The following is a 23,654-nucleotide window of genomic DNA, read 5'->3' as shown; positions in this document are numbered from 1 at the left end:
AAGTACTAAATGAGCTCCATGTTATCGCGATAAATGAGCTTCCGTGGAAAAAGGAGATAGTAATATATGAAAGCCTCTAAAGGAAGGAAAATAAAATAGCTAAATGGCTATGAATCACCTCCTAATGGTATGAGTATGTAGAGGAGGCGTTTTTCAGGAATTGAAAATGAATGATTACAGGGTTTGATGACTGTTTCTTTCGAGTATTGACAGTCATCAATGAAAAATATCCCCGGGATTTGGATGTCCCGGGGAATTGAGTGTTAGCGGATGAATAATTTACGTTGCATGGTTTTTTGTGGAGTAGCAATCTCCACAAGGTATATACCTTTTGCAGCAAATTGTGAACGCGGGATGCGTAGTTGATCCTTTACTTCCTCAGCGGAATACACCGTTTGTCCCATTACATTAAAGATTCGGATAGCTGAGGCTTCTTGGTCTGGTAAGCTAATGGTGACAGATCCGGAAGTCAGCGGGTTAGGATAGATGCTGATGTGGGGCTCTGGGTCTGATGTGAGTCCTTGTCGAGCTCCGCTGGCATTGTTTACGCTGATGTTGCTCACGGTGTACGTTTCGTCTGAGTAGCTTGTGTAGCCATTAACTATGAGTTCCAGCGTATTGCCACTCAGCCCATTTACTGTCAGTGTATTCGAGCTATAAGTGTTGGTATTTTCCAGTATGGCCACCTGCGATCCTCCGTTGAGTTTGTAGTAAATATTGAGGTAATCTGCATTTTCCATGGGTCCCACGCCTTCTGCTACCAGGGAGATGTCTACACTGCCAGCGCAGCTGATATCGAGGGCCCCCGAACTCCAGTTGGTGGTTTGGTTGCTGATGCTAAAGCCGCTGTTGGAGTAGGGTAGGTCACAGCTACCACTTCCGGTGGATACAAAGCGCACATAGTTAAGGTTAACGCTACCTCCATCAAACTCAATGCGGAGCACTTTGTCATTTCCTCCAGAGACAGTGATGTTGTTGAGAGTTACTGTTTGGAAAGTTCCCCAGTCTCCAGTGTTGGGCACATTTACCGTGCCTAGCGTAGTGCCATCGAGTTTTACCACCAGGTTTTTACCTGTGGAAGTAGCAGCTACTCTGGCTTCCAGGTTGTAAGTGCCTGCAGTGGCATTTACTGTGTATTCGAGCCACTCTCCATTAGCGGTCCAGCCTACATTATGTCCGCCATCGCGTGCTTCAATGTCCACGTCATCAGACCTTACCAATCCACCGGCGTTTCCTGTAGAGGTGTCATGATAAGCCACACCTTCACCACCTTCATCGTAGTGCTCGGCCTCTATGGTACCTGGTATGGTTCGGTTGGTGCCACCATATGGTGTCTGACCTGATGAACCAGAAGTCACCGTAACGTTGTTTTTCTGGCACGCATCAATGTTGGTGGTCCAGTCTCCACCCGTAGGTCTGATGCTTACTTTGAAGGTATAATTGCTGCCAGCTGGAGGTGCAGAGGATAGGTTGATGGTGACATTGGCGGTGCCGGAGCCGGCATTTACGGCTGTTTTACCCTGAGCGATCCATCCCGCATCCCAAAACTCAACCACAACGTCTCTGCTTTGGCTGGCTTCATAAGGGACGCTCACCGTAATGGAAGTGCTAGAAGCTACTGAGGAAGGTAAAGAGGCACAGCTCACGGTGTTGTTACCACCTCCTGAAGGTGTGTTGGTAACGTATCGAGCCCAAAACTTGGAGTTGCTATCTGCATCTGCTCCTATATTGAATATCCACCAGTTTTCTACACAGTCAGAGTAGTCTACACCATCATAGTGGATGTACGACCAGTCATGGGGATATCCGTTTGGCCACATATCATCTATGACACGGTCGGCTTCTGTCCAAAGTTGCTTGGCTATGGGGTTGGGTGAAGATTTGGCCTGAGCCATCCAGGTACTGCTTTGGCTGCGGTATTCGGGAGTGCTCCAGGGTCCACGATCTCCCCAGCCTGCACCATCTGGGGCATTGCCATCATCTATGGCAAAGTAGGTGGCTTTGTCCTTTACGTAATTGAGGTCCGAGGCGGCCGTATGGTCTTCATTCCAATTGCTATGCTGTACCACAATGACGTTTGATTTAACGGTGGAAGCAGCTACTGATTGCAATACCTGATATATCCAGTCTGCTGTAATGTTGGACTGCCCTGCTTCTTGTACCCATACTTTTCCTCCATTTTGGAGTATAGGGACTACTTTGTTTGTGATGTTGGTTACAGACCCCCACCAATTGGCGTCAGCGTCGGTCCAGTTTCCACTGCCGAAGGCCATGTCAAACAAGGCGTCAGAGTCTATGAAAGTACCATTTTGAGTGCCAACAGCACCGGCTACAGCATAATAGTTAACACCACTTAGATCACTGTGAGCCAGCATGGAGCCCAAAGCTGCTTGCGCATGGATGTCGTCAGGGTCTGGCTTGCTGTCAAACTGTGCAATAAGAATATCGGTGTTCTTATTGAAGTACGGGCGTTGAGCAAAAAGTGCTGTGCTGATCAGGAGCAGCAGTACTAGTACATGGCATTGAATTGTGATTTTTGTGTTCATGGTTTTTCCATTTTAGCTAGTTATACATAAAGTTTAGTAATCCAATAGGTTGTTTACCAGGGTCGTCGGACGATCTGGTAGGTGAAAAATATCCCCGGGATCTGGGTGTCCCGGGGAATAGCATGTTAGCGGATGTATAGTTTCCGTTGCATGGTTTTTTGTGCAGTAGCAATCTCTACGAGATAGATGCCTTTGGCTGCAAACTTTGAGCGAGGGATACGGTGTTGACCCTTCACTTGCTCAGCCGAGTACACGGTTTGTCCCATCACATTGAAAATCCGAATGGCTGAAACGTTTTGGTCTGGTATGCTGATGGTTACAGATCCTGAGGTCAGCGGGTTAGGATAGATGCTGATGAGAGACTCTGGATCTGGTGCGAGTCCCTGGCGAGCTCCGCTGGCATTGTTTACGCTGATGTCACTGACGGTATACGTTTCGTCTGAGTAGCTTGTGTAGCCATTGATTATCAGTTCAAGTGTGTTGCCACTCAGCCCATTTACTGTCAGTGTATTCGAGCTATAAGTATTGGTGTTTTCCAAAATGGCCACCTGCGATCCTCCATTGAGTTTGTAGTAAATATTGAGGTAGTCTGCGTTTTCCATGGGACCCACGCCGGCCGCTACCATGGAGATGTCTACACTGGAGGCGCAGGAGATGTCGATTATTCCTGAAGACCAGTTGATGGTTTGATTGTTGATAGTAAGGTCGGAAGTCGAATAAGGTACATCGCATGATCCTCCAGTCACGGTCACATTGTTTTGATTGCATGCATCGATGTTTTGAGTCCAATCGGTACCTACAGGTCGGATGCTGGATTTCCATAAGTAGTTATTGCCTGCTGCTGGGGCTGCAGGCAGGTTGATTGTCACAGATGCATTACCGGATCCTGCACTTACAGTGGTTTTGCCCTCGGCGATCCAGCCTGAATCCCAAAATTCGACCACTACATCTCTGGATTGATGGGCTACATAAGGGACCGATACTGTGTACGAAGTTTGAGAAGCCACACTGGTAGGTAGGGAGGAACAACTAACCGATTCAGGGCCGGAGGTGGTTACCGTCACATTGTTTTTCTGACAGGCATCGATGTTTTGTGTCCAGTCGGCCCCAACTGGTCGGATGCTCGTCTTAAACAGGTAGTTACTACCAGCCGGAGGAGCTGAATTCAATGGGATTGTGACTTGGGCGGTACCCGAGCCCGCACTTACCGTAGTGCTACCCTGGCCTAACCATCCAGTGTCCCAAAACTCAACAACAACGTCTCTGTTTTGGCTGGCTTCATAAGGGACGCTCACTGTAATGGACGTGCTGGAAGCTACTGAGGAAGGTAAAGAGGCACAGCTCACGGTATTGTTGCCACTGCTGGTGTCATCTACCAGTCTCCAGGAGCGTGTCCAATCGTAATAGGTCGTGCGTTGGGACCAGGACCCGTTCATGCCGTCATCACCGTTTTTAGGGGGATTCCAGTCATAGGATTCTACTACCATACGCAAGTACATGCCCAGGTCAAAATCTGCCGGAGGCGTGATCGTATACTTGTATTGGCCGTCCAAATAAAACAGTAATTCATTTTTACTTTTCCACCAGACCCCATAAGTATGATAGTTTTGATAAGCATACTCTCCAAGTTCGGCATGACCACCTTGCTGACCTACCGGTGTGCTGCTACAGGTAGTTCCTCTACTATGAGTGTTGGAGTTCATACGCTTCATGTTATTTTCGATCCAGGTATGTCCTCCCGTATTCCATCCGATGGTTTCGGTTACGTCCAGTTCTGTGGTGCGCACATCACAGCCAGTGTGTTCGTTACGCTTGTTAAACAACCAAAAAGTTGACGATAGAAACGTTTTGTTAGCCTTCATGCGGGTTTCATAATACCCGTAAGTAGCTTTTGCAAGGCTACGTACCAGTCCGCCCTGATGGGTCCATCCGCCACCTGGGTTAGAAAGTACGTCTCCAGTAATTCGGAGATTACCTCCACCAACGGAGATTGCCGACGTTTCAAATCGAGCTGGTTTTCTTCCAGCCCATTGAGGATCAGATTTGGCCCATTTCGAAAGATCAAGTGACGTACCATTAAATTCATCCGACATGTTTTCTATTTTCTCCCACTTTTTACCCGTTGGGGGTGTGGGTTGAGCAAATGTGATAGTAGTTGCCAGAAATAGCAACAATAGTAATGTGTAGCTTGGTTTTTTCATCTGTAGTTTGGTTATGTGTTAGGTATAATTAATAATTCGTCTTTATGTATTTTGTATTCAAAATATAAGGGCATAGAAAGCTGCTGTTGCTCACGCATGGAGCACCAGTTTAAGAATGGAGGATTCCATTCTTTGTCCTTTACTCTGCCGAATTATTAACCATTAAAGAAGAAAGCCAATCAGACTACACTCACGAGGAATAGCTGATCGCAATGGGGGGACTTCTGCGAAAAACCGAAGGCATGCTCGGTTGGTTACTGCTGGCGGTTAAAAATGAAGGTATATGCTTTGCTTTTAGATAGCAAATGCCATTGGTAGGAAAATAATATACCCCTGATAATGATGGTGATATACCCCCAATTAGTTGGGGTTGAGGGGGTTGATGACTGGATGATGTTTTTTTGTTTATCGATGAAATGAGGTGTTTGAAAAGTATAATGCTGCTCTATACGCCAGGGTTTATTTCGACGTACAGAGCAGCAATTAGTTATGAATTAATTTAAAACAAAGACTCCAAGGTCTGTGCACCCATTCGGGTTCATCGTGACCGTGTTGAGATCTATAGTAGCTGTATATACCGGACCAGGGCACGGGATACACAACGGAAAACATGCTTGCAGTTCGATCACACTGTTAGGGCAAACATTGAAATACACATATCCATCTGCATCGGGCGTATAGAGTCCGTCCCACCCGGCATAGGATAGTCCCTCTGCTGCTACACCACAGCCCAGGTTATTTGGGTCATCAATTTTCACTTTTACACATACCAACGAGTCGGCACATGGCTCATCGGCATTCCAGATGCCTGTGTTTGTGATTTCTCCCTGAAGGCTGTTGCCTGTATTCGAAAGCTCACCGTCTAATTCCCAAAGGCCGGTTTCTTCATTCAGACTGTAGAGGTTTACCCTGTCAGGTGTGTTTTCCATGATCAGTGGGAGCTCTACATTGATGGCTGCCCCCTGAGCAAGGGATAGTTCGGTACCTTCATTCGTGGTGGCTGTTAGTTCTAGCATACCGAAGGACTCCAATGGGATGAGCTCGCCATTGTTGTCAGCAATGAATGTACCCGGAGCACCCCGAACCTGACGGCTATCCGAAACATCTACGAAAGACGCTATCACGTTTACATCACCAACAGCCGGAGAGCCATCAGGCTGCACAAATGCTTGTGGTGGTATGCTGGCCCTACCTGCATCACCTAAAGGAATCGTCCCTCCTTCATTAGCTGGTAGACGAATGGCTCTGGCAGCTTCATTTAGGTAGAAAATCAATTTGGAATTAGGCTGCACACGACGAATTACGGTGACGTACTGCGGATGCGAAAACGTAAGGATGGCATTTTGATCTAAAAGGACTGCCGGAATTTGAAAGGCTCCATCGGCATCAGTCGTAGCAATGACCTGAGATTGGTGAAGCACCGATGCATCAGGCACTGGCGCTCCCGAAAGGTCCAATAGAAGTCCGCTGGCTTCCTGTGGAGAGTTGGCATTTGCCGAAACTTCTTCAAATGGAGAAGATGGTTCGGGCTGCTGGCAGCTTGCTAGCCATAGCAGGGCTAAGGCCACCATGAAAACTGTGGTTGTTAATTGGTTTTTCATAATGAAAAAGATAGTTGTGTTATTGCCTACTCTTTTAAGTGGATTTTCGGCATCCTCCATAGCTGTTTTTTAATGATTGTTACTTAATGGTTTTGTTAAAATAGTAAGTAATGGCGTTAAATAAAAAGAAATCATCAGTAATGATGATTATAGCATTGTAAATCAATAGTTTATGAGGGGGTGTTAGATGGGGTGACGGAGAGGATTTGGGCTGCCTAATCAATGTATTGTTGAATAGGCAGCCTGATAGGAGGGGTATAGGGTGGTGCGGTACTCAATGAGAGTACGGCAGTAGGTTTTGAGCCAAATGTTATTCCATCGCTAAAAGCTCAGACTCTGGAGTGAATCGGACTACCTCTTGTCCTACAGGGTCAACACTTTTGAGGTACTGGTAGATGGCTTTTAGGTCTTCTTCCTCCATGGTGGCATACATCAGCCAGGGCATGACGGTCTGGAATTCATTTGCTGCTATTTGATGTGGTTGATAGGTGCTGTCAGCGTATTGTTTGAATCGCTGCACGAAAAAGTCTTCGGTCCAGCTGCCGATACCGTACCTGGTGTCAGGGGTTATGTTTGCTGAGCGCACCACACCAAATCCGGGGAGCTTAAATTCAAACCCTCCTGCCAGGTGCATGCCTTCGATGGGAGCACCTTTGTCTTGTGGCGTATGACAGTCAGCGCACGCTGCAATTGTAGTTAAGTATTTACCATAGGCGAGTACATCACTGCGGTCAGGAAGAGGTTGTGGGTCTGCGGGTTTGGGTATGGTTTTCATGATTAGGTTCATAGGAAAGTCCGCCTTGGAGGGCGGTATTTCGCTGCTCTTAGCCGGGAGTGTACGTAAGTAGGCTATGATGGCTTGCACGTCCTCATCAGCCATTTTGCCATAGCTGGTGTAGGGCATCACTGGAAAAATGGGTTTCCCTTCACGCGTGACACCCGTGGTAATCAGTCGGTATAGTTCTCCATCAGTCCAGTCGCCAATGCCTGCCGGTGTTATGTTTTTGGCTGTAAACACACCCGGAAACCCGAGGTTGTGATCAAATACATCGCCACCTGTACCAAAAGACGCAGCAGTGATAGGCCCGGAAAATTTGGAAAAATCGCGCTTGGAATGGCAGTCCATACATACAGCCACGCTGTTGGCCAGGTAGGCGCCTCGTTGGATGAGTTCTGGAGTAGGTGTAACAGTAAGTTCTTTCGGCTCGCCTACGTTGGGTAGGGCATAGGACACATAAAGAGTGGCTCCGGCGATAAGTAATAGAACAGTGAGTGCCAGAATACCAAGGATTTTTAGAATTTTCATGGTTAGGGAAGTTAGGTTTAATGAAAATTACTAAAATCCTAAATAGCTTGCAAGTCCGGTGTTTAAGTGGGTAATTGATCAAGCAGACCAAATGCAACATTATTTTGCTGCACTTGGTCTTGCATACCTATTTTGAAAGTCTTTCAAAAACCTTCCCAAACTCCACGCCCAGATCTATATAATCCTCACTGCGGTAGTGCCAGGGGTCGGAGTGGCCATAATGTTTGGTGCTGCGCACAATCGCTGCTTGTGCATCTTTACGCACAAATTGCTCCTGAGCATGCTGCACCAGCTCTCCATATTTCCATACTTTATAGTTGCGAGAGGGATCATTGGAGTCAGAAATTTTGCCGATAACTACGGGTAGATCGTCTGTTCTGAATGCCGCTCGTACGAGGTTCATCAGCCGTGTGAGGTTGTACTCGTAACGCTGGGCGATTTCCAGTACGTGAGCGTCGCTTTCCCCCTGCATCCAGAAAATTCCGCTTGGGATGATCTGGTCAGCTTTGCCATCACCATTTATGTCTTGAGTACTCAGGGCATTGTTTACTGTGGCCAGAAAGTGGTCATACTGGTTGATGCCACCTTTGCTGCGAAAGTCAGGCTCCCAGCAGCCAAATGTATCCGCTGCCAGGCTGTCTATCGAAGTGCCCCCTTTGCTGTATTTGATCAGGGCTATTTTATCATCGGGATAAAGCGTCGCTAGTTTTGCGCCTAGTGATAGCTCCAGACCAAAGCGCTCTGAAAGCAGGTTTTTTTTATTAGTAGCTTTGGCACCTACACCATGTCCCGGCTCTAGCTTTTCCCAGATGCCCAGACCACCATCCGTAGCTCCATCTGCTGCAGTGTTGCCATGAAAGATGTATACGTTTTCGAATTGCCTATTTAGTGAGTCTGGCAGGTCTTTTACATAGCCATAGCCGTCCATGTTGGACTGACCGCCGAGGTAAAAAAGTCTAAACGTGTCTTGTGCGTGACTGCTAAATGTAAGTACTGCGAACGCTGCAATGCAGGTGATTCGAAAAAAATGATTCATGTGAGATTTTAACTTTATGAATTGGAAATTTGCCAAAGAAAGTTTTAAAATCTCAAACTCGGACACTGTTTGGTGGGCTATTCTTCGCATTGTCTCAAAATCCCTTTAATTTTCCGCCAACATCCCGAGCCGATATGCACCCCGGCATTATAATATCAGGCTTCAAACCCCGGAAAACACAATGGCGAGTAACAAGAGAATCGTAGTAAAGGTAGGTACCAATGTGCTCACCCGTGAAGATCGCACGCTGGATAAATTGATCTTCCGGCAAGTAGTAGTACAGCTCGTGAAGCTTATTCGTGCAGGATATAGTCCTGTGCTGGTTTCTTCAGGAGCAGTAGGCGCTGGTCGTAGTATCATTGGAGATAGTGAGATTGCAGATGAAGCCATCCGCAGGCAGGTATTGTCAGCGGTAGGTCAAACTTCATTAATGAAAAGCTATTTCGAGCTTTTTATCGAATACGATATAGTGTGTGCGCAGGTGCTCGCTACCAAAGAGGACTTTTCGGAAGGGGAACACTATCAAAATATGGTAAACTGTTTCGAAGGCCTTCTTGGTCAGGGTATTGTACCTATCGTCAATGAAAACGACGTGGTGTCCCTTACCGAACTGATGTTTACGGATAATGATGAACTGGCCGGGCTTACCGCTACCATGATTGGTGCTGAGCGATTGATCCTGCTAAGCAATGTGGATGGAGTCTACGGTCCGGGAGGCGATGTGGTGCATCATGTACCTCAGAACGACCATTCTGTTCGTGCTCACATCTCCACAGAGAAGAGTGGCATGGGAAGAGGTGGTATGCTATCCAAGTTTGAGATTGCCACTGCTACTGCTGCTCAGGGGATAGAGACCATCATTGCCAATGGCAAGCATGACAACATCATCTTAGATATTCTGTCTGGTAAAGCTATAGGTACCAGATTTCTAACCGAAGAATTAGCAAAATGAAAGAGCAAATTTTAGCCGCACTAGAGCGAACTCAGCAGGCCAGCCGTAAGCTTATAGGCTTGTCTGATCAAAAAATACATCAGATTCTCAACGAAGTTGCAGATCTGGCCTTGAGCCGTGAAAGTGAAATCCTGGCAGCTAATCAGCAAGACCTGGAACGGATGGATCCTCAGGACCCTAAATACGATCGGTTGCTACTCAATCCGGAGCGCCTAAAGGGAATTACCGATGATCTGCGCAATGTCGCTGACTTGCCCTCACCATTAGGTAAGGAGTTGGAAAAGCGCACGCTGGACAATGGCCTTCAGCTCTCACGTCGCTCGGTACCAATCGGGGTGATAGCAGTGATCTATGAGTCCAGACCCAATGTGACATTTGATGTGTTTGCGCTGTGTCTCAAAACAGGCAATGCCTCAGTGCTTAAGGGCAGCAGAGATGCCAAAGATTCCAACCTGGCTATTGTGAAGGTGATTCAGGAAGTACTGTCCAGGTATGGTCTACAAGATATAGTCTACCTGGCTCCACCGGAGCGGGATGCCCTGCCTCATATTCTCACAGCAGAAGGGCTGATAGACTGTGCTATTCCACGTGGTAGTCAGGGGCTCATCGATTTTGTGCGCCAAAATGCATCTATACCGGTGATAGAAACCGGAGCTGGCATTGTGCATACCTATGTGGACCGGTCTGCAGATTTGGCTAAAGCCAAAGCCATCGTGCAAAATGCTAAAACCCGCAGAGTAAGTGTCTGCAACGCTCTAGACTGTCTGGTACTTCATGAGGAGCTACTAGATGCCCTGCCAGAGCTGGTGGAGGGCATGGATAAGGCTCATGAGGTACAAATCTTTGCTGATGAGCAGGCCCATGCAGTGCTCAAAGGGCGGTATCAGGAGAATTTACTGGTGGAAGCTTCAGCTGAAGATTTTGGTGTGGAGTGGCTCAGCCATAAAATGTCGATCAAAGTAGTAGAAAGCTTTGAGGAGGCACTGGATCATATAGCACGGTATAGCTCCAAACACAGCGAAGCGATAGTGGCCCAGGATCAGGCAGTTGTTGATCAGTTTTTGATGCATGTAGATGCTGCCTGTGTCTATGCCAATGCTTCCACTGCGTTTAGCGATGGCGCTCAGTTTGGGCTGGGTGCAGAGATAGGCATCAGCACACAAAAGCTCCATGCAAGAGGGCCAATGGCGTTGCGAGAAATGACCAGCTACAAGTGGGTGGTGATAGGTGACGGTCAAATTAGAAATTAAACAGGGGGTTTTTTAATAATTCTTCAAATTAAACAGTTAATTGTTAGTTTGATTTGGTTGTTAACTGTTTCGTTGGTTAGAATTGCGTAATGTTTAACTCTAACCAATTAATGAACATGAATTTTGTAGAATCATTTGCCATGATGATCGTGATTGCTTTGGCATTCACAGCTTGTAAAGAAGAAGAAACTACAGCGAGTAGTGACTTCACGGTAGAAGTAGGGGGATCCACCTATACGTACATTGTGCCGGAGACTTTTGACGATTATGGAGAAGACAATTTGGTGATTAGCACCACGATTTGTTTTGAGCCTACATGTTACAACAGTTACTCAGTGGAGGGCAATGGTGCTCCTTTTGACGAGCTGACCTTTAAGATCGCTTCGGCGGTTGAGGCCTCCAAACTAGAATCTCTTGCAGGTCAGTCACTTTCTTTTGACCGTGAGTCAGATGTTTATGTAGAACTATCAGGTGAAGTGGGAAGTGCCGAACTGGTGATGGATACTACTGCTACCAATGTAGCAAACGTAACTACAGTAAAAAGTCTGGGAGAGAATGATGGATATTATGACTTTGAACTGACCGGAGATTTTGACGTGACTCTCGTAAATGCTTCTACTGAAGAAACACTGGAAGTGAAAGGTACTTACGAGCTTCCTTTGTCTATTACAGTGGAGTAATACGAAGCGAAGGAATTGCCAAAAAAGGGCTGTTTATCTGTATTTTCAGATGAACAGCCCTTTTTCATTTTCAGACCGACAGGCATACAGTTTAAGTTTTTATTTGTCTTTTTCTAAGAAATCACTGTACTCAGCCAATCAATTGAAATTATTAGGAACATTAGCCTGTGCTATTCATTGTCTTACTAGATGATTCCATCTGAAGAGGGAAATAATATGCCTAATAGCCAACAGAAGGGGTTCATCTGTTCTTTTAAATCGAATTCCGAACCAAAATCACAATACAACCATGGCTAAATGTTTTGCATTGATGGGCTGGAGTCTGCCCGTAATAGAGAGTATGGAGAAGCTGGGAAAACCTTACGTAGTGGTTTCCTTTCCAGATTTTGAACCATATGCTAAAGAAAATAACATTCCGTTTGTGCCATATCAGCTAGACGAATGGAGTGATACTAGCAACTCGCTGGACTTGTTTGAAAAATTGCAACCTTATGGAGTGGACGTAGCTGTACCGCTTTTTGAAGAAACTGTAGAGTGGGCCGGTGCGCTCAACTCCATCTACAGAGGAGACCCACGTGTGCTCAACCGGGCCTTTCTTTTTCGAAACAAAGCCATGATGAAGCGAAAGGCACTTATTGGAGGCTTACGTGTGGGGCTTTTCGAAGAGGTGCACAACAAAGAGGGCGTGAAGGCTTTTATGAAGCGACTCAATGAGGCGAACCTGCAGCTGGAAGGTGAAGAGGACAGCTGGGTACATATCAAGCCATTTGCATCTGCTGGTACAGTAGGGCATCGCTTGTTGAGGTCGATGAGTGATATCGATGAAAAATGCGAGGATGGAGATTTTCCATGCCTGGCCGAAAGCCACCTGCCGGGTAGAGAGTTTAGCTGTGAGGCATTTATCCATAAAGGAAAAATCCGCTTTCTTAACATCACAGAGTATGTACACCTGGGCTATTCTAATTTCATCCCTGAAGGCCATTACCTGGAAAGCAAGCGTCAGCTCATCCACGATCACGTGCAAAAGCTAGTCGATATCTTCGGGATAGAATATGGTATGGTACACCCCGAGTGGTTCCTTACAGAAAATGACGAGCTCAATTTCGGTGAAACGGCTTGTAGAATACCTGGCGGACACATACTGGAGTTGGCTAGCAAATCCTGGGAGTTTGATGCCCTGGCAGCATTTGTGGTTTGTCATGATCCCAATGCTACCGAAGAAGAACTCGATGCGATTTTCCCTCCCAAAGATTTCAAGCCTAAAAACTATCACGGCAATGTGATGATCTATCCACAAAAGCGTCAGTTTTCGAAGTTGGAAATCCCCGAAGAGCTCAACAATGAGCCGTACTTTGTGGACCATACGCTCGTGCCGCCGTTGAGCACTCAAAAGATCAGCGACGATCGCGAAGGGTTTGGCAACCACTTCGGCACCATCAATTTCAAAGGCGAAGATCCTGACCGCATGACGGAGCTCCTCTTACACTATGAAAAAGTGGATTTTTACGTCTAAAACAAGTAAACATGCAGGAAGCATCCGAGAGGATATTTCAAAATTTCGAGCAGAGCTTCAAAGATTTTGCTGAAGCAACAGATCTCACGCGTAGAGACAAGGCCACCAAGCTGTCGAGCCAAATAGATGTGCTTAGTCTCACCAGAGATGGACTTACTTACTTGTACCAAAAAAGCTCTTTGCTGGATGAGGCGGGGATTTTTGAGGGTACGGCATGGAATGAACCAGACAAGCTGGTAGCCACGCTAGTCAAGGGAACACTGAAGGCGGGGCATCCTACCTCTAGCTTCGAGATACTATCGGAGCTGAGGCTGCTGGCTTATGCACGGGCCGATGCTGAGTCTTCGTTCATATCGGCCAGGGAAGCTCAGGATTTTCTGGAAGAGGTGGTGGTGCACAACCTGGAGTTTGCTCTCAAAGAGCCTACCGAAGAAACCCGCAGTGTGATGTCTGAGCGTGAGCTCAAAAAGGCATACAACCTGTTTGGCTTTATCGTCTCAGAAATTGATTTGCACGGGGTGTACAGCAAGTTGGCGCAGGAGATCAAACTAATCTGTGAGCAGCGACCCATTGTCACTCGCAAAGCGCGTGAATTGATTAGGCTGGTAGATCAGCGGTTTGATACCTCTGGGGATAGCGAAATTGATCGCCAGGTGCGTCATTACATTCATGCGGTGAGTGCTCCTACGGTCCACTGCCGGGAGTATGAGTCTACAGAGGCTTACACGCGCTTTTTAGAAAGTTGCAACCCCTCCACGCTCGAAGCAGAGGCAGATGCCATGGGGCACAGCATGAGCAGCACAGGACTGGTCAGTAAGCACCATGCCGCATTGTTGAAGTTTTTGGCCCAAAAGCATCCAGAGCTTGTTCCCAATTGTTTGGATCTGAATGATCGGGGAATAGCCGAATGGGAAAAATTTCATGAGTTTGTGACTACCATCATTTTGGAAGTGGTGAGTCCATCCAATGCGCAGTGCATCTACGGTCTGGCACGTATGTTAGGTCAAAACCTGTTTAGCCGAAGGCCCGTTCGAGTAGGGCTCGAAAACCTACGCCGAATCAAGCTGAACTCCCAGGTAGAAAAGCGCATCTTAAAGTCAGTAGCTCATCCTGCCGAGGAGGTAACTGCCTTACAGTACCTGTTGGGAGGAGTCATCAAAGTGTTGGGCCAGCCGCTGGGGGTAGGTCAGGGCAACAACCCTACTTGCCAGTCAGCCAGAGGGATTAGTATGTGGAGTCAGCATGCTCCTGCTAAGCTGATCGACATGATCATCACGGTGGCTACTCAAAATAATCTGGTGATGCGCTATGAAAACCATGACCTCACCTCTAATCAGCTTGGAAAGGGGTTGCTGGAAAAGCTAGACTATAACCTGGATCCGGTTTCGGTGATATTGGTGCCTCATCTCGATAAGCTGTACAACGAGATGATGAAGCGTTCTTCCGGGCGTGGTGAAGATCCCCACAAATGGGTAAACCCCTCCATGTATGGTCAGTGGATTCAGCTGGGGTTTGCCTCATGCTACGACTACCTGAGCAATAGTATCCTGGATTTTGAAGGCTTTGTGCGCATCTTTTACGCGTCATTTCACCCACATTATAATGGTGGACGGGAGATGGCATACCCCAATCCCGTGGGCATCTTTATCACCAGCTCTAAAGGAGATATGGTCGGTTTTCATGCGGTTTCGCTTTTGCGAGTAGCAGAGGATGACCAAGGGCAAGTGCGGGCTTATTTTCTCAATCCCAACAATGAAGGTAGACAAGACTGGGGGCAAGGGATAGAGCCTTCGGTTTATGGTCATGGGGAGAAGTTTGGCGAGTCGTCATTGCCCATTCATCAGTTTACGGCGAGGTTGTATGCCTTTCATTACAATCCGCTAGATATCAAAGAGCTGGTACCCAAAGTGCCTGAAAAAGAACTCCATCAAGTAGAGCAGCTGGCACGTGCCAGCTGGGGGAAATCATATGTCTGGAACCAACAAATAAAACTATGGTAAGACACTCGTCAAGAATAGAGCTGAGTCAATCTTCGCTAACCAAGAATATCAATTTTATCCGCAAAAAAATAGGTCCTGGGGTACGTATTTCTTCTGTAGTAAAAGCCAATGCGTATGGCCATGGCATTCATCAGTTTGTGAAAATGGCCGAAAAGGCAGGAGTCGATCACTTTGCGGCCGCATCGGCTTTTGAAGCCGAGGAGGTGCTGGAGGCCAGGTCAGCCGGGTCAGACATTATGATCATGGGTATTTTGTACAAGGAGGATATTGACTGGGCCATTAGCAATGGAATAGAGTTTTATGTCTTCAACTATGAGCGGCTTCCGTATGTGCTGGAGCGAGCTCAGGCATTAGGGATTCCCGCCAAAGTACATATAGAAGTAGAGACCGGAGCCAACCGCACCGGTATGCAGGCCTCGGAATTTCCAGACACCCTCAAGTTTCTAAAAAAGCATGCCAAGGACATCCACTTTAAGGGCTTGTGTACTCATTTTGGCGGTGCGGAGAGTTTTTCCAATCAGTTTAAAATCACTTCGCAGCATGAGCGGTACAAAGAATTTTTAAAGCAGTGTGAAAAACGTAAGATGCTCCCGGAAATCCGGCATATAGCATGTTCGGCGGCAGCTTTGGCTTACAAAGACACGGTGTATGATATGGTGCGGATGGGGGTGTCACAGTATGGCTTTTGGCCCAGCCCAGACATCTACTACCTACACATGCAGGAGCAGGGCGGACGCAACAATGTATCACCACTCAAGCGAATTTTTACCTGGAAGACCGATGTGATGGACGTACGGGACGTCAGGGCAGGTGAGTTTATAGGCTATGGCACTGCCTATCAGGCTACACAAGACATGCGCGTGGCAGTGCTGCCGCTGGGCTACTCCAATGGCTATCCCCGTGGGCAGTCCAATCGTGGATACGTACTCATCAAGGGAAAGAAAGCACCAGTGGTGGGCTTGATTAATATGAACCTTTTCATGGTAGATGTCTCCCATATCCCTGATGTGGAGGTTGGCGAAGAAGTGGTGCTGGTAGGCAAGCAAAAAAACAATACCATCAATATTAGCTCTTTTACCCAAGTCACCCAGCTGATGAACAATGAAATGCTGAGCCGTCTGCCGGCCGCCATTCCTCGCAAAATCGTGAAATGATGCATAGCTTTAGTGAGCATGAAAAACGCGTGATACAAGACCTGGTCGGTAGACAGCAGGCTACCTACTCCATTATGGATTTTGTGCGTGTGGGTTGGCCCAAAGGCATGCTGGAGCTAAGCAGTTATCAGCAAAAGCTGTTTGTGTACCTCGAGGAGGATGAGGGCATGGACTCAGTGATGATTCACCTCATGGTTACACTGGATTTTGTGGCCTTTCTGGAAAAGCACGGATACATCCATAGTTGGGAGGCTTTTCCGATGCAGGACAATACGGTAAGGTGTGGGGAGGAAAACTCAGCAGAGCCTGCCTACTTGCCAGACCTGGCGCTGGCTTCTAAGCTTCTCACCCTCGCCAATAGGCGGTATACGCTCAGTCATCGCCTGGAACTTCTGGCGAAACGCAACTTTAAGACACTATCAGAAAAGCGCTCCCGCCAGATGTTCAACGCTGTAGTGGCGGGGTTTGTGCTGGTGATACTATGTCTGCTGGCTTCTTTGCAGGTCACACATCGTGCGCAAGTGCAGTCAGCTCAGAGGCAGGAGCGTATGCTCAACGCACTTCATGAGGAAGTAGCCGCTCAAAATATCCAATGGGAGCAGGTGGCAGACTCACTACAATGGCAGTCTGAAAAAATTCTGGCGCTAATGCGCAACTCCGCACGCAATACCGAAGCGCTGGATGAGCTGTCTATAGGATTGGGAGAGCAGATGGGGCAGATGAAAAGCCTGAAGCATTTTCATTGGAGGTTGAGGACGATGGTGGTCGAAAACGCCCAAATTTTGAAAAAATCAGATAGTTTGCTGAACAAAATGCAACGAGAGCGGTTAATAAAGTAAGCTTTTCAGCGAAAATTCTCAATCAATTTTACAAACCCACACAATTATCAACCAGAAAGAAACGATTGTCATCAAGTATGGAGGCAACGCTATGGTCAATGATGAGATCAAGCGCTCCGTAATGCTAAATATCTGTGAGCTGCATGCCGCAGGCCATCGCGTAGTGGTCGTCCATGGCGGAGGACCTTTTATCAATTCCATTTTAGAGAAAGTCCAAATCACCTCGGAGTTTATCGGTGGACACCGAAAAACCACCCCAGAGGCGATGAAATATATAGAGATGACTTTGCTAGGTGAGGTCAATTCCGGATTGGTTACGCTGATCAATCATTTGGGCCAGCGAGCAGTAGGTCTCAGTGGTAAAGATGGAGGACTCGCACGAGCTTCTAAGCGATTTCATCAAGAAGAAGCTGAAAATCCTGTAGATTTGGGGCAAGTTGGCAATATCGATCAGATAGACCCAACGATACTTTTTGATCTGCTGGACAAAAATTACATTCCCGTAGTTGCCTGTGTAGCCCCTGACGAGCAAGGCAATACCTACAACATTAACGCAGACATGATGGCTGGTGCCGTGGCAGGCGCCATTTCGGCAGATCACTATTGCGTTCTCACGGATGTTGACGGACTGATGATGGACAAGGATGATGCTTCTTCACTGATTCAGCAGTTGCAAGTGCATGAGCTGCAGCCGCTCTTTCAAAAAGTCATTGTAGGCGGCATGATCCCCAAAATCGAATCTTGCCAGATTGCGATCGATAATGGCGCACAGTCGGCGCGAATTGTCAATGGCACCAGGCTCAAAACCCTTACAGACGCTATTTTAGAACATAAACCAATAGGTACAATAATTTCCAAATAACCAATGAGTTATTCAACAGAAGAATTACACAAATTAGACAAACAGTATTACTTGCCTACTTTTCGCCGCTATCCTTTGGCGTTCAAAAAAGGCAAGGGATCCAGGCTATGGGATATGGAAGGTAATGAGTACATCGATGCATTAGCGGGCATTGCTGTAAACAACCTCGGTCATGCACATCCCAAATTGGCTGAAGCTATCAGCAAGCAAGCAAATGAACTGATTCATATTTCCAACTTTTATGTGAGTGAGCCACAGATCAAGCTCGCAAAGAAGCTGGCAGACCTCTCCGGTCTTCAGCGCGTATTTTTTGGCAACAGCGGAGCAGAAGCTGCAGAGGGAGCCATTAAAATCGCTCGAAAATATGCGAGTAAGAATGGACGTGGTGGTACCATCATTGCCATGAAAAATGCCTTTCACGGTAGAACTCTTGCTGCTCTGGCTGCCACAGGCAAGGAAGCCATGATGCAGGGCTTTGCACCTATTCCAGAGGGCTTTTGCCATGTGCCATTCAATGATATGGACCTGCTCAAAGAAAAGGTAAATGATGATGTAGCGGGTATTATGCTGGAGCCCATTCAGGGCGAAGGGGGTGTCAATCCAGTTGATCCCGTGTTTTTGAAAGAACTGCGCCAGTACTGTGATGAGCAAAACATCGTGCTGATCTTTGATGAAGTGCAGTGCGGTATGGGCCGTACTGGGCACTGGTTTGCTCATGAGCATTTTGATGTAAAGCCAGACGTAATGACGCTGGCCAAAGCACTAGGTGGCGGTGTGCCTATCGGGGCGGTGCTGGCCTCAGAGCGCGTGGGATCAGCGATAGACTGGGGAGATCACGGTACTACCTACGGCGGTAATCCACTTGTGTGTTCAGCAGCTTTGGCTTGCATAGAGGTGACAGAAGAAGAAGATCTGATGCACCAGGCAGTAGAAAAAGGAGCCTGGCTGAAAGATCAAATCGAAAAGGTGAAGCCAGACTATCCAGAGATCAAAGAAGTACGCGGCTATGGATTGATGTTGGGGATAGAGCTTACCGTGGAGGCAAAGCCAATAGTGGTGGCCATGATGAATCACAAAGTGCTGGCCAATGCTACGGCTGGTAATGTGGTCCGACTCGTGCCCCCTTTGAACATTCCTATGGAAGACTGGAAAACCGTTTTTGAAGTACTGCTACAATCCATAAAAGAACTTAGATAATGGCGAAGAAAAATATAGCAATAGTAGGGGCTACCGGATATACCGGGAGCGAGCTGGTAAGGGTATTGATCAATCACCCTGGGGTGAATATTGCGGCCATTACCTCAGAGAGCAGAAAAGGAGAGAAGTTTTCAGACGTACACCCGCAGTTTCAAGGGCTTTTTGAGCCAGAGCTGGTAGGTATCGATGATATATCTGAGATGGACCTTGATTTGGTGTTTTTGGCACTGCCTCATGGTGTATCCATGGATTTCGTAAAAGCCAACCATGATAAGGCGTTTAAAATCGTTGATTTGAGTGGTGACTTTAGACTTTCAAACAAGGAAGTGTACGAAGCCTGGTACAAGAAAGAGCATAATTTTGAAGCCGGCTTTGAGCAAGCGGTTTTTGGTGCTCCAGAGTTGTTTAGAGAGCGTATCAAGGATGCCAGACTGGTAGCAAACCCAGGGTGTTTTCCAACGTCTTCTATATTGGCATTGGCACCATTACTCAAAGAGGGGCTGATAGACAAAAGCAGAATAGTCATAGACTCAAAAACAGGGGTGACCGGAGCGGGGATCAAAGCAAAGCCCAACACGCATTACCCTATGGTCAATGACAATTTCACCGCATATGGTATCAAGTCACATCGTCATACGATAGAAATTCAAGAAATCATCAGCAAATATGCTAATGATGAGGTTACGGTGCTGTTTACCCCCCACTTACTACCGGTAGATAGGGGCATACTTTCTACTTGCTATTCCACTCCGGTGAAGAGCGTCTCCACCGAGGAGTTGGAAAAAGTATTTGAGGAATATTATGCAAACGAACCATTTGTAAGGTTACGCAACAGTTTGCCGAGCCTCAAGCAAGTGAGAGGTACAAACTACTGCGATATCTATGTCACCTATGATGGACGTACCAACTCCATCATCACCATTGGGGTGATCGATAACCTGATGAAGGGCGCAGCGGGCCAGGCCGTACAAAACATGAATCTGATGCTCGGGCTCAATGAAACAGATGGGCTGAGTATCGCACCAATACAACCGTAAAAACTACATAGTAAAGAAATGATCAGGAATATAACCAACGTACGTGGAATAAAATGCTGGGGAGCTCATACGGGTGTAAAATCCATGCGAAGAGACCTGGCCATCATGTATTCAGAAGTGCCTGCCAAAGTTGCTTCAGTGTTTACCCAAAACCTTGTGATAGCTGAGCCTATCAAGCTCACTAAGAAGCACCTGGAGGAAACCAATAATACCGCGCAGGCGATTGTGGTAAACTCGGGTAATGCCAATGCTGTGACCGGCAAGCAGGGCGAAGAAGGTGCATTGGCTATGGCCAAAGCTGCTGCTGAGGAACTGAAACTGGATACCAATCAGGTGTTGATCGCCTCTACAGGAATCATCGGAAAAGCTTTTCCTACCGAGGATGTAGTGGCTGGTATCAAAGAAAATGTAAAGAAAATCTCTGAGAATAGTCGTGCGGGTAGTTTTGCAGCCAATGCAATCCTTACCACCGATACTTTCGCCAAGGAAGGGTATGTGGAGTTTGATATAGATGGCAATACCATCAATATCGGAGGAATAGCCAAAGGATCTGGAATGATTCATCCAAATATGGCTACCATGCTGGCGTTTGCTTTTACTGATATCAACATCGATCAAAAGCTGCTCGATAAGGCTTTTAGAGAGGCTGTGGACGAGTCTTTTAACATGATCACAGTAGATGGTGATACTTCTACCAACGATATGGCGAGCATCATGGCAAATGGACTGGCGGATAATGATATGATTACCTCCGCTAGTGATCCGCATTACATCACTTTCAAAGAAAAACTTAAAGAGCTGATGGTACACCTTGCCAAGCTGATTATCTCTGATGGTGAAGGCGCCAGTAAGTTTATCGAATACCACCTCTCTGGTGCACGTACTCAGGAGGATGCTCGGAAAATCGTAAGAGTGGTTTCGGACTCTTCACTGGTGAAAACGGCTATGTTTGGCCGAGATCCCAACTGGGGTAGGGTTTTAGCCGCCATGGGCAGGTCTGGCGTAGAATTTGATACAGATAAAGTAGACCTCTGGCTAGGTAATGAAAATGAGGAAGTGAAAATGCTGGAACAAGGCAGGCCGCTGGAGTTTGACATGAACCTGGTGAAGCGAATCCTCAAGCAGTCGGAGATTATCATCAAAATGAAATTACGAGAAGGCAGAGCAACTGCCGTGGGATGGGGTACAGACCTCACCACAGATTATGTGATGTTCAACTCCATGTACACCACATAGCCTTAAGATAAACGTTTACCTTTACATCAAACAAGCCGTTCGCCTTTAAGCAACGGCTTGTTTTTTATCCAAAAGTTGCTGGGCTTGATGTATGTGCCTGCGCTCGTGAGCGAGTATGATTTTAATAGCGTCTTCCAGGTAGTAAAATATAAGGCGATTTGCAGGAGAGGTGATGATTGCCTTTTTATGATCGATGTGGTTGGTGTTTTTTACCAGCTCTATTAGCTCATCTTGGTGCCTGCTAAATTTGTCTTTCAACTGTAAGGTGTGATGCTTTTGATCTGGTAGAAACTTTCTAGATGTTTTCAGCTTTTTTTCATTGTCCGGTTGCACGGCTTTAAGAATGGACTTGCCAAAAAACTGTGGCAGGTAGGTAAACCGGGCAGCGCTTGGGTTTTTGTGTTTTCCGGCAGCTATTGCTTTTAGTTTTGGAAAATACAATGTGTTGCTGACCATAAGGTGCTCTAGTTGTTCTCCAATGCTCCACTTTTGAGGAGAAGGCTTGTTATTCAATTGGTCTTCACTCAGTCCATCAAATAGCTCGTTGATCTCGTGATGTATCAGGGCAGCATTTTGGATCCATTCTTCCAGGTATTCATTTTTCATAGTGTAATATCAACGTTTAAATGATGATATTGTTGGCGTGGATCAGGGAGTCGATATTAGTGAAAAATGTTTTGGCCTGTTATTTTTGAGGCACTTTTTACACACTCAAAATCAACTTTAAAATGAAAAGAATCATAGCATTAATTTTATTGGTTGTTGTGGGGTATGCGTGTTCTACTGAAACGCAATCAGAATCGGCTGTTGGGGAGCAGCAGTTAGAAAAAGTGCCAGAGGTGGCTGTTGTCACACCATATGAGGATGGTTCTGGGGTAGCCCGTGCGGAAGTATGGGATGGAGAAAGTCTCCGCTCGGTAGGTGAGAGTATTGATGGTTTACGCCATGGAGCCTGGATGGAATTTACCCCTGATGGGAAGCCATCAGCACTGGTTACCTATCACCGTGGTGTCCAGCAGGGAGTGGTGCTGGATTTTGATAAACAAGGGTACTTGAAAAATAAGAAGTTTTATGTCCAGGGCGAATTTGATGGTCCATACCTGGTCTACAAGCGCAACAAGTTGATGGAATCACGCCTGTATTCGGCAGGGGAGCTCAATGGCACGGTGCGTAAGTACTATGACAATGGCCGACTTAAAGAAGAAGCTCCCTATGATCAGGGCAACTTGCATGGTGTTGCCAAGTGGTTTGATCAGGAGGGGAACCTAAAACTTGCTTATGAATACGATCAGGGAGAGTTGGTTGATAAGGAAGCTGAGGTGGACTAGTTTTCCACCTTTTCTTTGATTTTATCTTCGTTTTCCAGTCTTGATTCGAGCTGAGTTACTTTCTTCTGGATGTCTTCCAGGTAGGAGAGCATTTGCTCATGTTCCATATGGACAAAGTCTTTTACCCGCTGTTCTTCGCCTTTCATTTCCTCCCGGTTGATTTCGTTCATGGTGTTTACCACAATGGCGATGAACACATTGAGTGTAGTGTAGGTAGCTAGCAGTATGAAGGGTACAAAGAAGAAATAAGCGAACGGTACTTCCTGCATCATAGGACGTGCAATGCCCGATGACCAGCTCTCAAGTGTCATGACCTGAAAGAGCGTAAAGAAAGTTTTGCCCATATCACCAAAGTATTCTGGGAACCGATCTTGATAGAGGTCTGTGCCTATCACGGCAAAGATGTAAAAGATCATAAACAGCAATACCGCTATCCAACCTATGCTAGGAATGGATTTGAGTAAGGATTCGATGATCAATCGAAGCTTCGGAACATTTTTAATAAGTCGTGCAGTACGAAGTATCCTCAGTGTACGCAGAATATGTAATGGCCCAGCTGCAGGTACCAGGGCTATTGCTACGATTAGGAAGTCGAAGATATTCCATGGACTGGCAAAAAACCGATGCTTGTAGGTGACGATTTTCAGGGCAATTTCCAGGGTGAAAACCACCAGGATATATTTATCAATTTCGGTAAGCCACTCGCCTATGGCGCCTCTTATGGCAGGAGATGTTTCCAGCCCGATTGTAATCGCATTGAGTATGATCAAGCCAATGATCGTATACTGAAATCCTTTGCTTTCAAGAAACTCTCTGAGGTCATTGAGCCTCCACACTCTATCCATAATTACACTTAGAGGATTTTTTGTCTGCCCTTCCATCTTTATCTGTTGATAGTACAATGATAACCAAAATA

General features: G+C 46.7%; 19 protein-coding genes. 12 read left to right on the top strand and 7 right to left on the bottom strand.

Annotated features, from left to right (window positions below; genetic code table 11):
* Positions 1-263: 263 nt before the first annotated feature.
* The 5 genes from C7460_RS08390 to C7460_RS08370 form a co-directional block, all read right to left on the bottom strand.
* Positions 264-2,546: a carbohydrate-binding protein gene (locus tag C7460_RS08390; RefSeq protein ID WP_115867650.1), complete on the bottom strand. Its 2,283-nt coding sequence runs from the start codon at positions 2,544-2,546 to the stop codon at positions 264-266.
* A gap of 125 nt (positions 2,547-2,671) precedes the next feature.
* Positions 2,672-4,747 carry a T9SS type A sorting domain-containing protein gene (locus C7460_RS23700; RefSeq protein ID WP_170147939.1) on the bottom strand — a complete coding sequence of 692 codons (2,076 nt, stop codon included), beginning with the start codon at positions 4,745-4,747 and terminating at the stop codon, positions 2,672-2,674.
* A gap of 494 nt (positions 4,748-5,241) precedes the next feature.
* On the bottom strand, positions 5,242-6,348 hold the full coding sequence (locus C7460_RS08380; RefSeq protein ID WP_147302893.1) for a carboxypeptidase-like regulatory domain-containing protein: 1,107 nt from the start codon (positions 6,346-6,348) through the stop codon (positions 5,242-5,244).
* A 310-nt stretch (positions 6,349-6,658) separates the two neighbouring features.
* The gene (locus C7460_RS08375) at positions 6,659-7,654 is read right to left on the bottom strand and encodes a c-type cytochrome (protein ID WP_115867648.1); all 996 of its coding nucleotides are present in this window, start codon (positions 7,652-7,654) and stop codon (positions 6,659-6,661) included.
* 127 nt (positions 7,655-7,781) lie between these two features.
* The gene (locus C7460_RS08370; protein WP_170147938.1) at positions 7,782-8,690 is read right to left on the bottom strand and encodes a sialate O-acetylesterase; all 909 of its coding nucleotides are present in this window, start codon (positions 8,688-8,690) and stop codon (positions 7,782-7,784) included.
* Between the two features lie 181 nt (positions 8,691-8,871).
* Between C7460_RS08370 and proB the strand changes: the two genes are divergently transcribed.
* From proB to argJ, 11 genes are all read left to right on the top strand, one after another.
* Positions 8,872-9,642 (top strand): glutamate 5-kinase, encoded by a 771-nt coding sequence (proB, locus tag C7460_RS08365; RefSeq protein ID WP_115867646.1) that lies wholly within the window; start codon positions 8,872-8,874, stop codon positions 9,640-9,642.
* Positions 9,639-10,892: a glutamate-5-semialdehyde dehydrogenase gene (locus C7460_RS08360; protein ID WP_115867645.1), complete on the top strand. Its 1,254-nt coding sequence runs from the start codon at positions 9,639-9,641 to the stop codon at positions 10,890-10,892. Before proB ends, C7460_RS08360 begins: the two co-directional genes overlap by 4 nt.
* Positions 10,893-11,008: 116 nt before the next feature.
* Complete coding sequence (locus C7460_RS08355; protein WP_147302892.1) at positions 11,009-11,572, top strand: hypothetical protein; 564 nt, start codon at positions 11,009-11,011, stop codon at positions 11,570-11,572.
* A gap of 289 nt (positions 11,573-11,861) precedes the next feature.
* Entirely contained in the window at positions 11,862-13,085 is a 1,224-nt protein-coding gene (locus tag C7460_RS08350; RefSeq protein WP_115867643.1) for an ATP-grasp domain-containing protein, read from the top strand.
* 11 nt (positions 13,086-13,096) lie between these two features.
* The gene (locus C7460_RS08345; protein WP_115867642.1) at positions 13,097-15,085 is read left to right on the top strand and encodes a hypothetical protein; all 1,989 of its coding nucleotides are present in this window, start codon (positions 13,097-13,099) and stop codon (positions 15,083-15,085) included.
* On the top strand, positions 15,079-16,239 hold the full coding sequence (gene alr, locus C7460_RS08340) for an alanine racemase (RefSeq protein WP_115867641.1): 1,161 nt from the start codon (positions 15,079-15,081) through the stop codon (positions 16,237-16,239). Before C7460_RS08345 ends, alr begins: the two co-directional genes overlap by 7 nt.
* A complete protein-coding gene (locus tag C7460_RS08335) occupies positions 16,236-17,078 on the top strand; it encodes a hypothetical protein (RefSeq protein WP_115867640.1) in 843 nt (280 codons plus the stop codon). Before alr ends, C7460_RS08335 begins: the two co-directional genes overlap by 4 nt.
* Positions 17,079-17,103: 25 nt before the next feature.
* The gene (gene argB / locus C7460_RS08330) at positions 17,104-17,940 is read left to right on the top strand and encodes an acetylglutamate kinase (RefSeq protein WP_317127693.1); all 837 of its coding nucleotides are present in this window, start codon (positions 17,104-17,106) and stop codon (positions 17,938-17,940) included.
* Positions 17,941-17,943: 3 nt separating this feature from the next.
* Positions 17,944-19,137 carry an aspartate aminotransferase family protein gene (locus C7460_RS08325; protein WP_115867638.1) on the top strand — a complete coding sequence of 398 codons (1,194 nt, stop codon included), beginning with the start codon at positions 17,944-17,946 and terminating at the stop codon, positions 19,135-19,137.
* Positions 19,137-20,174: an N-acetyl-gamma-glutamyl-phosphate reductase gene (gene argC, locus C7460_RS08320; RefSeq protein ID WP_115867637.1), complete on the top strand. Its 1,038-nt coding sequence runs from the start codon at positions 19,137-19,139 to the stop codon at positions 20,172-20,174. Before C7460_RS08325 ends, argC begins: the two co-directional genes overlap by 1 nt.
* Before the next feature lie 18 nt (positions 20,175-20,192).
* On the top strand, positions 20,193-21,410 hold the full coding sequence (gene argJ / locus C7460_RS08315) for a bifunctional glutamate N-acetyltransferase/amino-acid acetyltransferase ArgJ (RefSeq protein WP_115867636.1): 1,218 nt from the start codon (positions 20,193-20,195) through the stop codon (positions 21,408-21,410).
* 45 nt (positions 21,411-21,455) lie between these two features.
* On the opposite strand, the gene C7460_RS08310 is transcribed toward argJ, so the two are convergent.
* Complete coding sequence (locus C7460_RS08310; protein ID WP_115867635.1) at positions 21,456-22,016, bottom strand: DinB family protein; 561 nt, start codon at positions 22,014-22,016, stop codon at positions 21,456-21,458.
* Between the two features lie 122 nt (positions 22,017-22,138).
* Between C7460_RS08310 and C7460_RS08305 the strand changes: the two genes are divergently transcribed.
* Positions 22,139-22,738, top strand: a complete 600-nt coding sequence (locus tag C7460_RS08305; protein WP_115867737.1) for a toxin-antitoxin system YwqK family antitoxin — start codon at positions 22,139-22,141, stop codon at positions 22,736-22,738.
* On the opposite strand, the gene C7460_RS08300 is transcribed toward C7460_RS08305, so the two are convergent.
* Entirely contained in the window at positions 22,735-23,619 is an 885-nt protein-coding gene (locus C7460_RS08300) for an ion transporter (RefSeq protein ID WP_221409479.1), read from the bottom strand. The genes C7460_RS08305 and C7460_RS08300 overlap by 4 nt on opposite strands.
* Positions 23,620-23,654 lie beyond the last annotated feature (35 nt).

Source organism: Marinoscillum furvescens DSM 4134 (genome assembly GCF_003386095.1).
Lineage (GTDB): Bacteria > Bacteroidota > Bacteroidia > Cytophagales > Cyclobacteriaceae > Marinoscillum > Marinoscillum furvescens.
Note: the sequence above shows the minus strand (reverse complement) of the source record. Positions and strands in the feature narration are given on the sequence as shown.

Bases quoted from the DNA above. Each gene is read 5' to 3' on its own strand.
- C7460_RS08300 (WP_221409479.1), bottom strand. From the start codon at position 23,619: ATGGAAGGGCAGACAAAAAATCCTCTAAGTGTAATTATGGATAGAGTG.
- argC (WP_115867637.1), top strand. From the start codon at position 19,137: ATGGCGAAGAAAAATATAGCAATAGTAGGGGCTACCGGATATACCGGG.
- C7460_RS08335 (WP_115867640.1), top strand. From the start codon at position 16,236: ATGATGCATAGCTTTAGTGAGCATGAAAAACGCGTGATACAAGACCTG.
- C7460_RS08325 (WP_115867638.1), top strand. From the start codon at position 17,944: ATGAGTTATTCAACAGAAGAATTACACAAATTAGACAAACAGTATTAC.
- C7460_RS08310 (WP_115867635.1), bottom strand. From the start codon at position 22,016: ATGAAAAATGAATACCTGGAAGAATGGATCCAAAATGCTGCCCTGATA.
- C7460_RS08305 (WP_115867737.1), top strand. From the start codon at position 22,139: ATGAAAAGAATCATAGCATTAATTTTATTGGTTGTTGTGGGGTATGCG.
- C7460_RS08345 (WP_115867642.1), top strand. From the start codon at position 13,097: ATGCAGGAAGCATCCGAGAGGATATTTCAAAATTTCGAGCAGAGCTTC.
- C7460_RS23700 (WP_170147939.1), bottom strand. From the start codon at position 4,747: ATGAAAAAACCAAGCTACACATTACTATTGTTGCTATTTCTGGCAACT.
- argJ (WP_115867636.1), top strand. From the start codon at position 20,193: ATGATCAGGAATATAACCAACGTACGTGGAATAAAATGCTGGGGAGCT.
- C7460_RS08360 (WP_115867645.1), top strand. From the start codon at position 9,639: ATGAAAGAGCAAATTTTAGCCGCACTAGAGCGAACTCAGCAGGCCAGC.
- alr (WP_115867641.1), top strand. From the start codon at position 15,079: ATGGTAAGACACTCGTCAAGAATAGAGCTGAGTCAATCTTCGCTAACC.
- C7460_RS08380 (WP_147302893.1), bottom strand. From the start codon at position 6,348: ATGAAAAACCAATTAACAACCACAGTTTTCATGGTGGCCTTAGCCCTG.
- C7460_RS08350 (WP_115867643.1), top strand. From the start codon at position 11,862: ATGGCTAAATGTTTTGCATTGATGGGCTGGAGTCTGCCCGTAATAGAG.
- C7460_RS08370 (WP_170147938.1), bottom strand. From the start codon at position 8,690: ATGAATCATTTTTTTCGAATCACCTGCATTGCAGCGTTCGCAGTACTT.
- C7460_RS08390 (WP_115867650.1), bottom strand. From the start codon at position 2,546: ATGAACACAAAAATCACAATTCAATGCCATGTACTAGTACTGCTGCTC.
- C7460_RS08375 (WP_115867648.1), bottom strand. From the start codon at position 7,654: ATGAAAATTCTAAAAATCCTTGGTATTCTGGCACTCACTGTTCTATTA.
- proB (WP_115867646.1), top strand. From the start codon at position 8,872: ATGGCGAGTAACAAGAGAATCGTAGTAAAGGTAGGTACCAATGTGCTC.
- C7460_RS08355 (WP_147302892.1), top strand. From the start codon at position 11,009: ATGAATTTTGTAGAATCATTTGCCATGATGATCGTGATTGCTTTGGCA.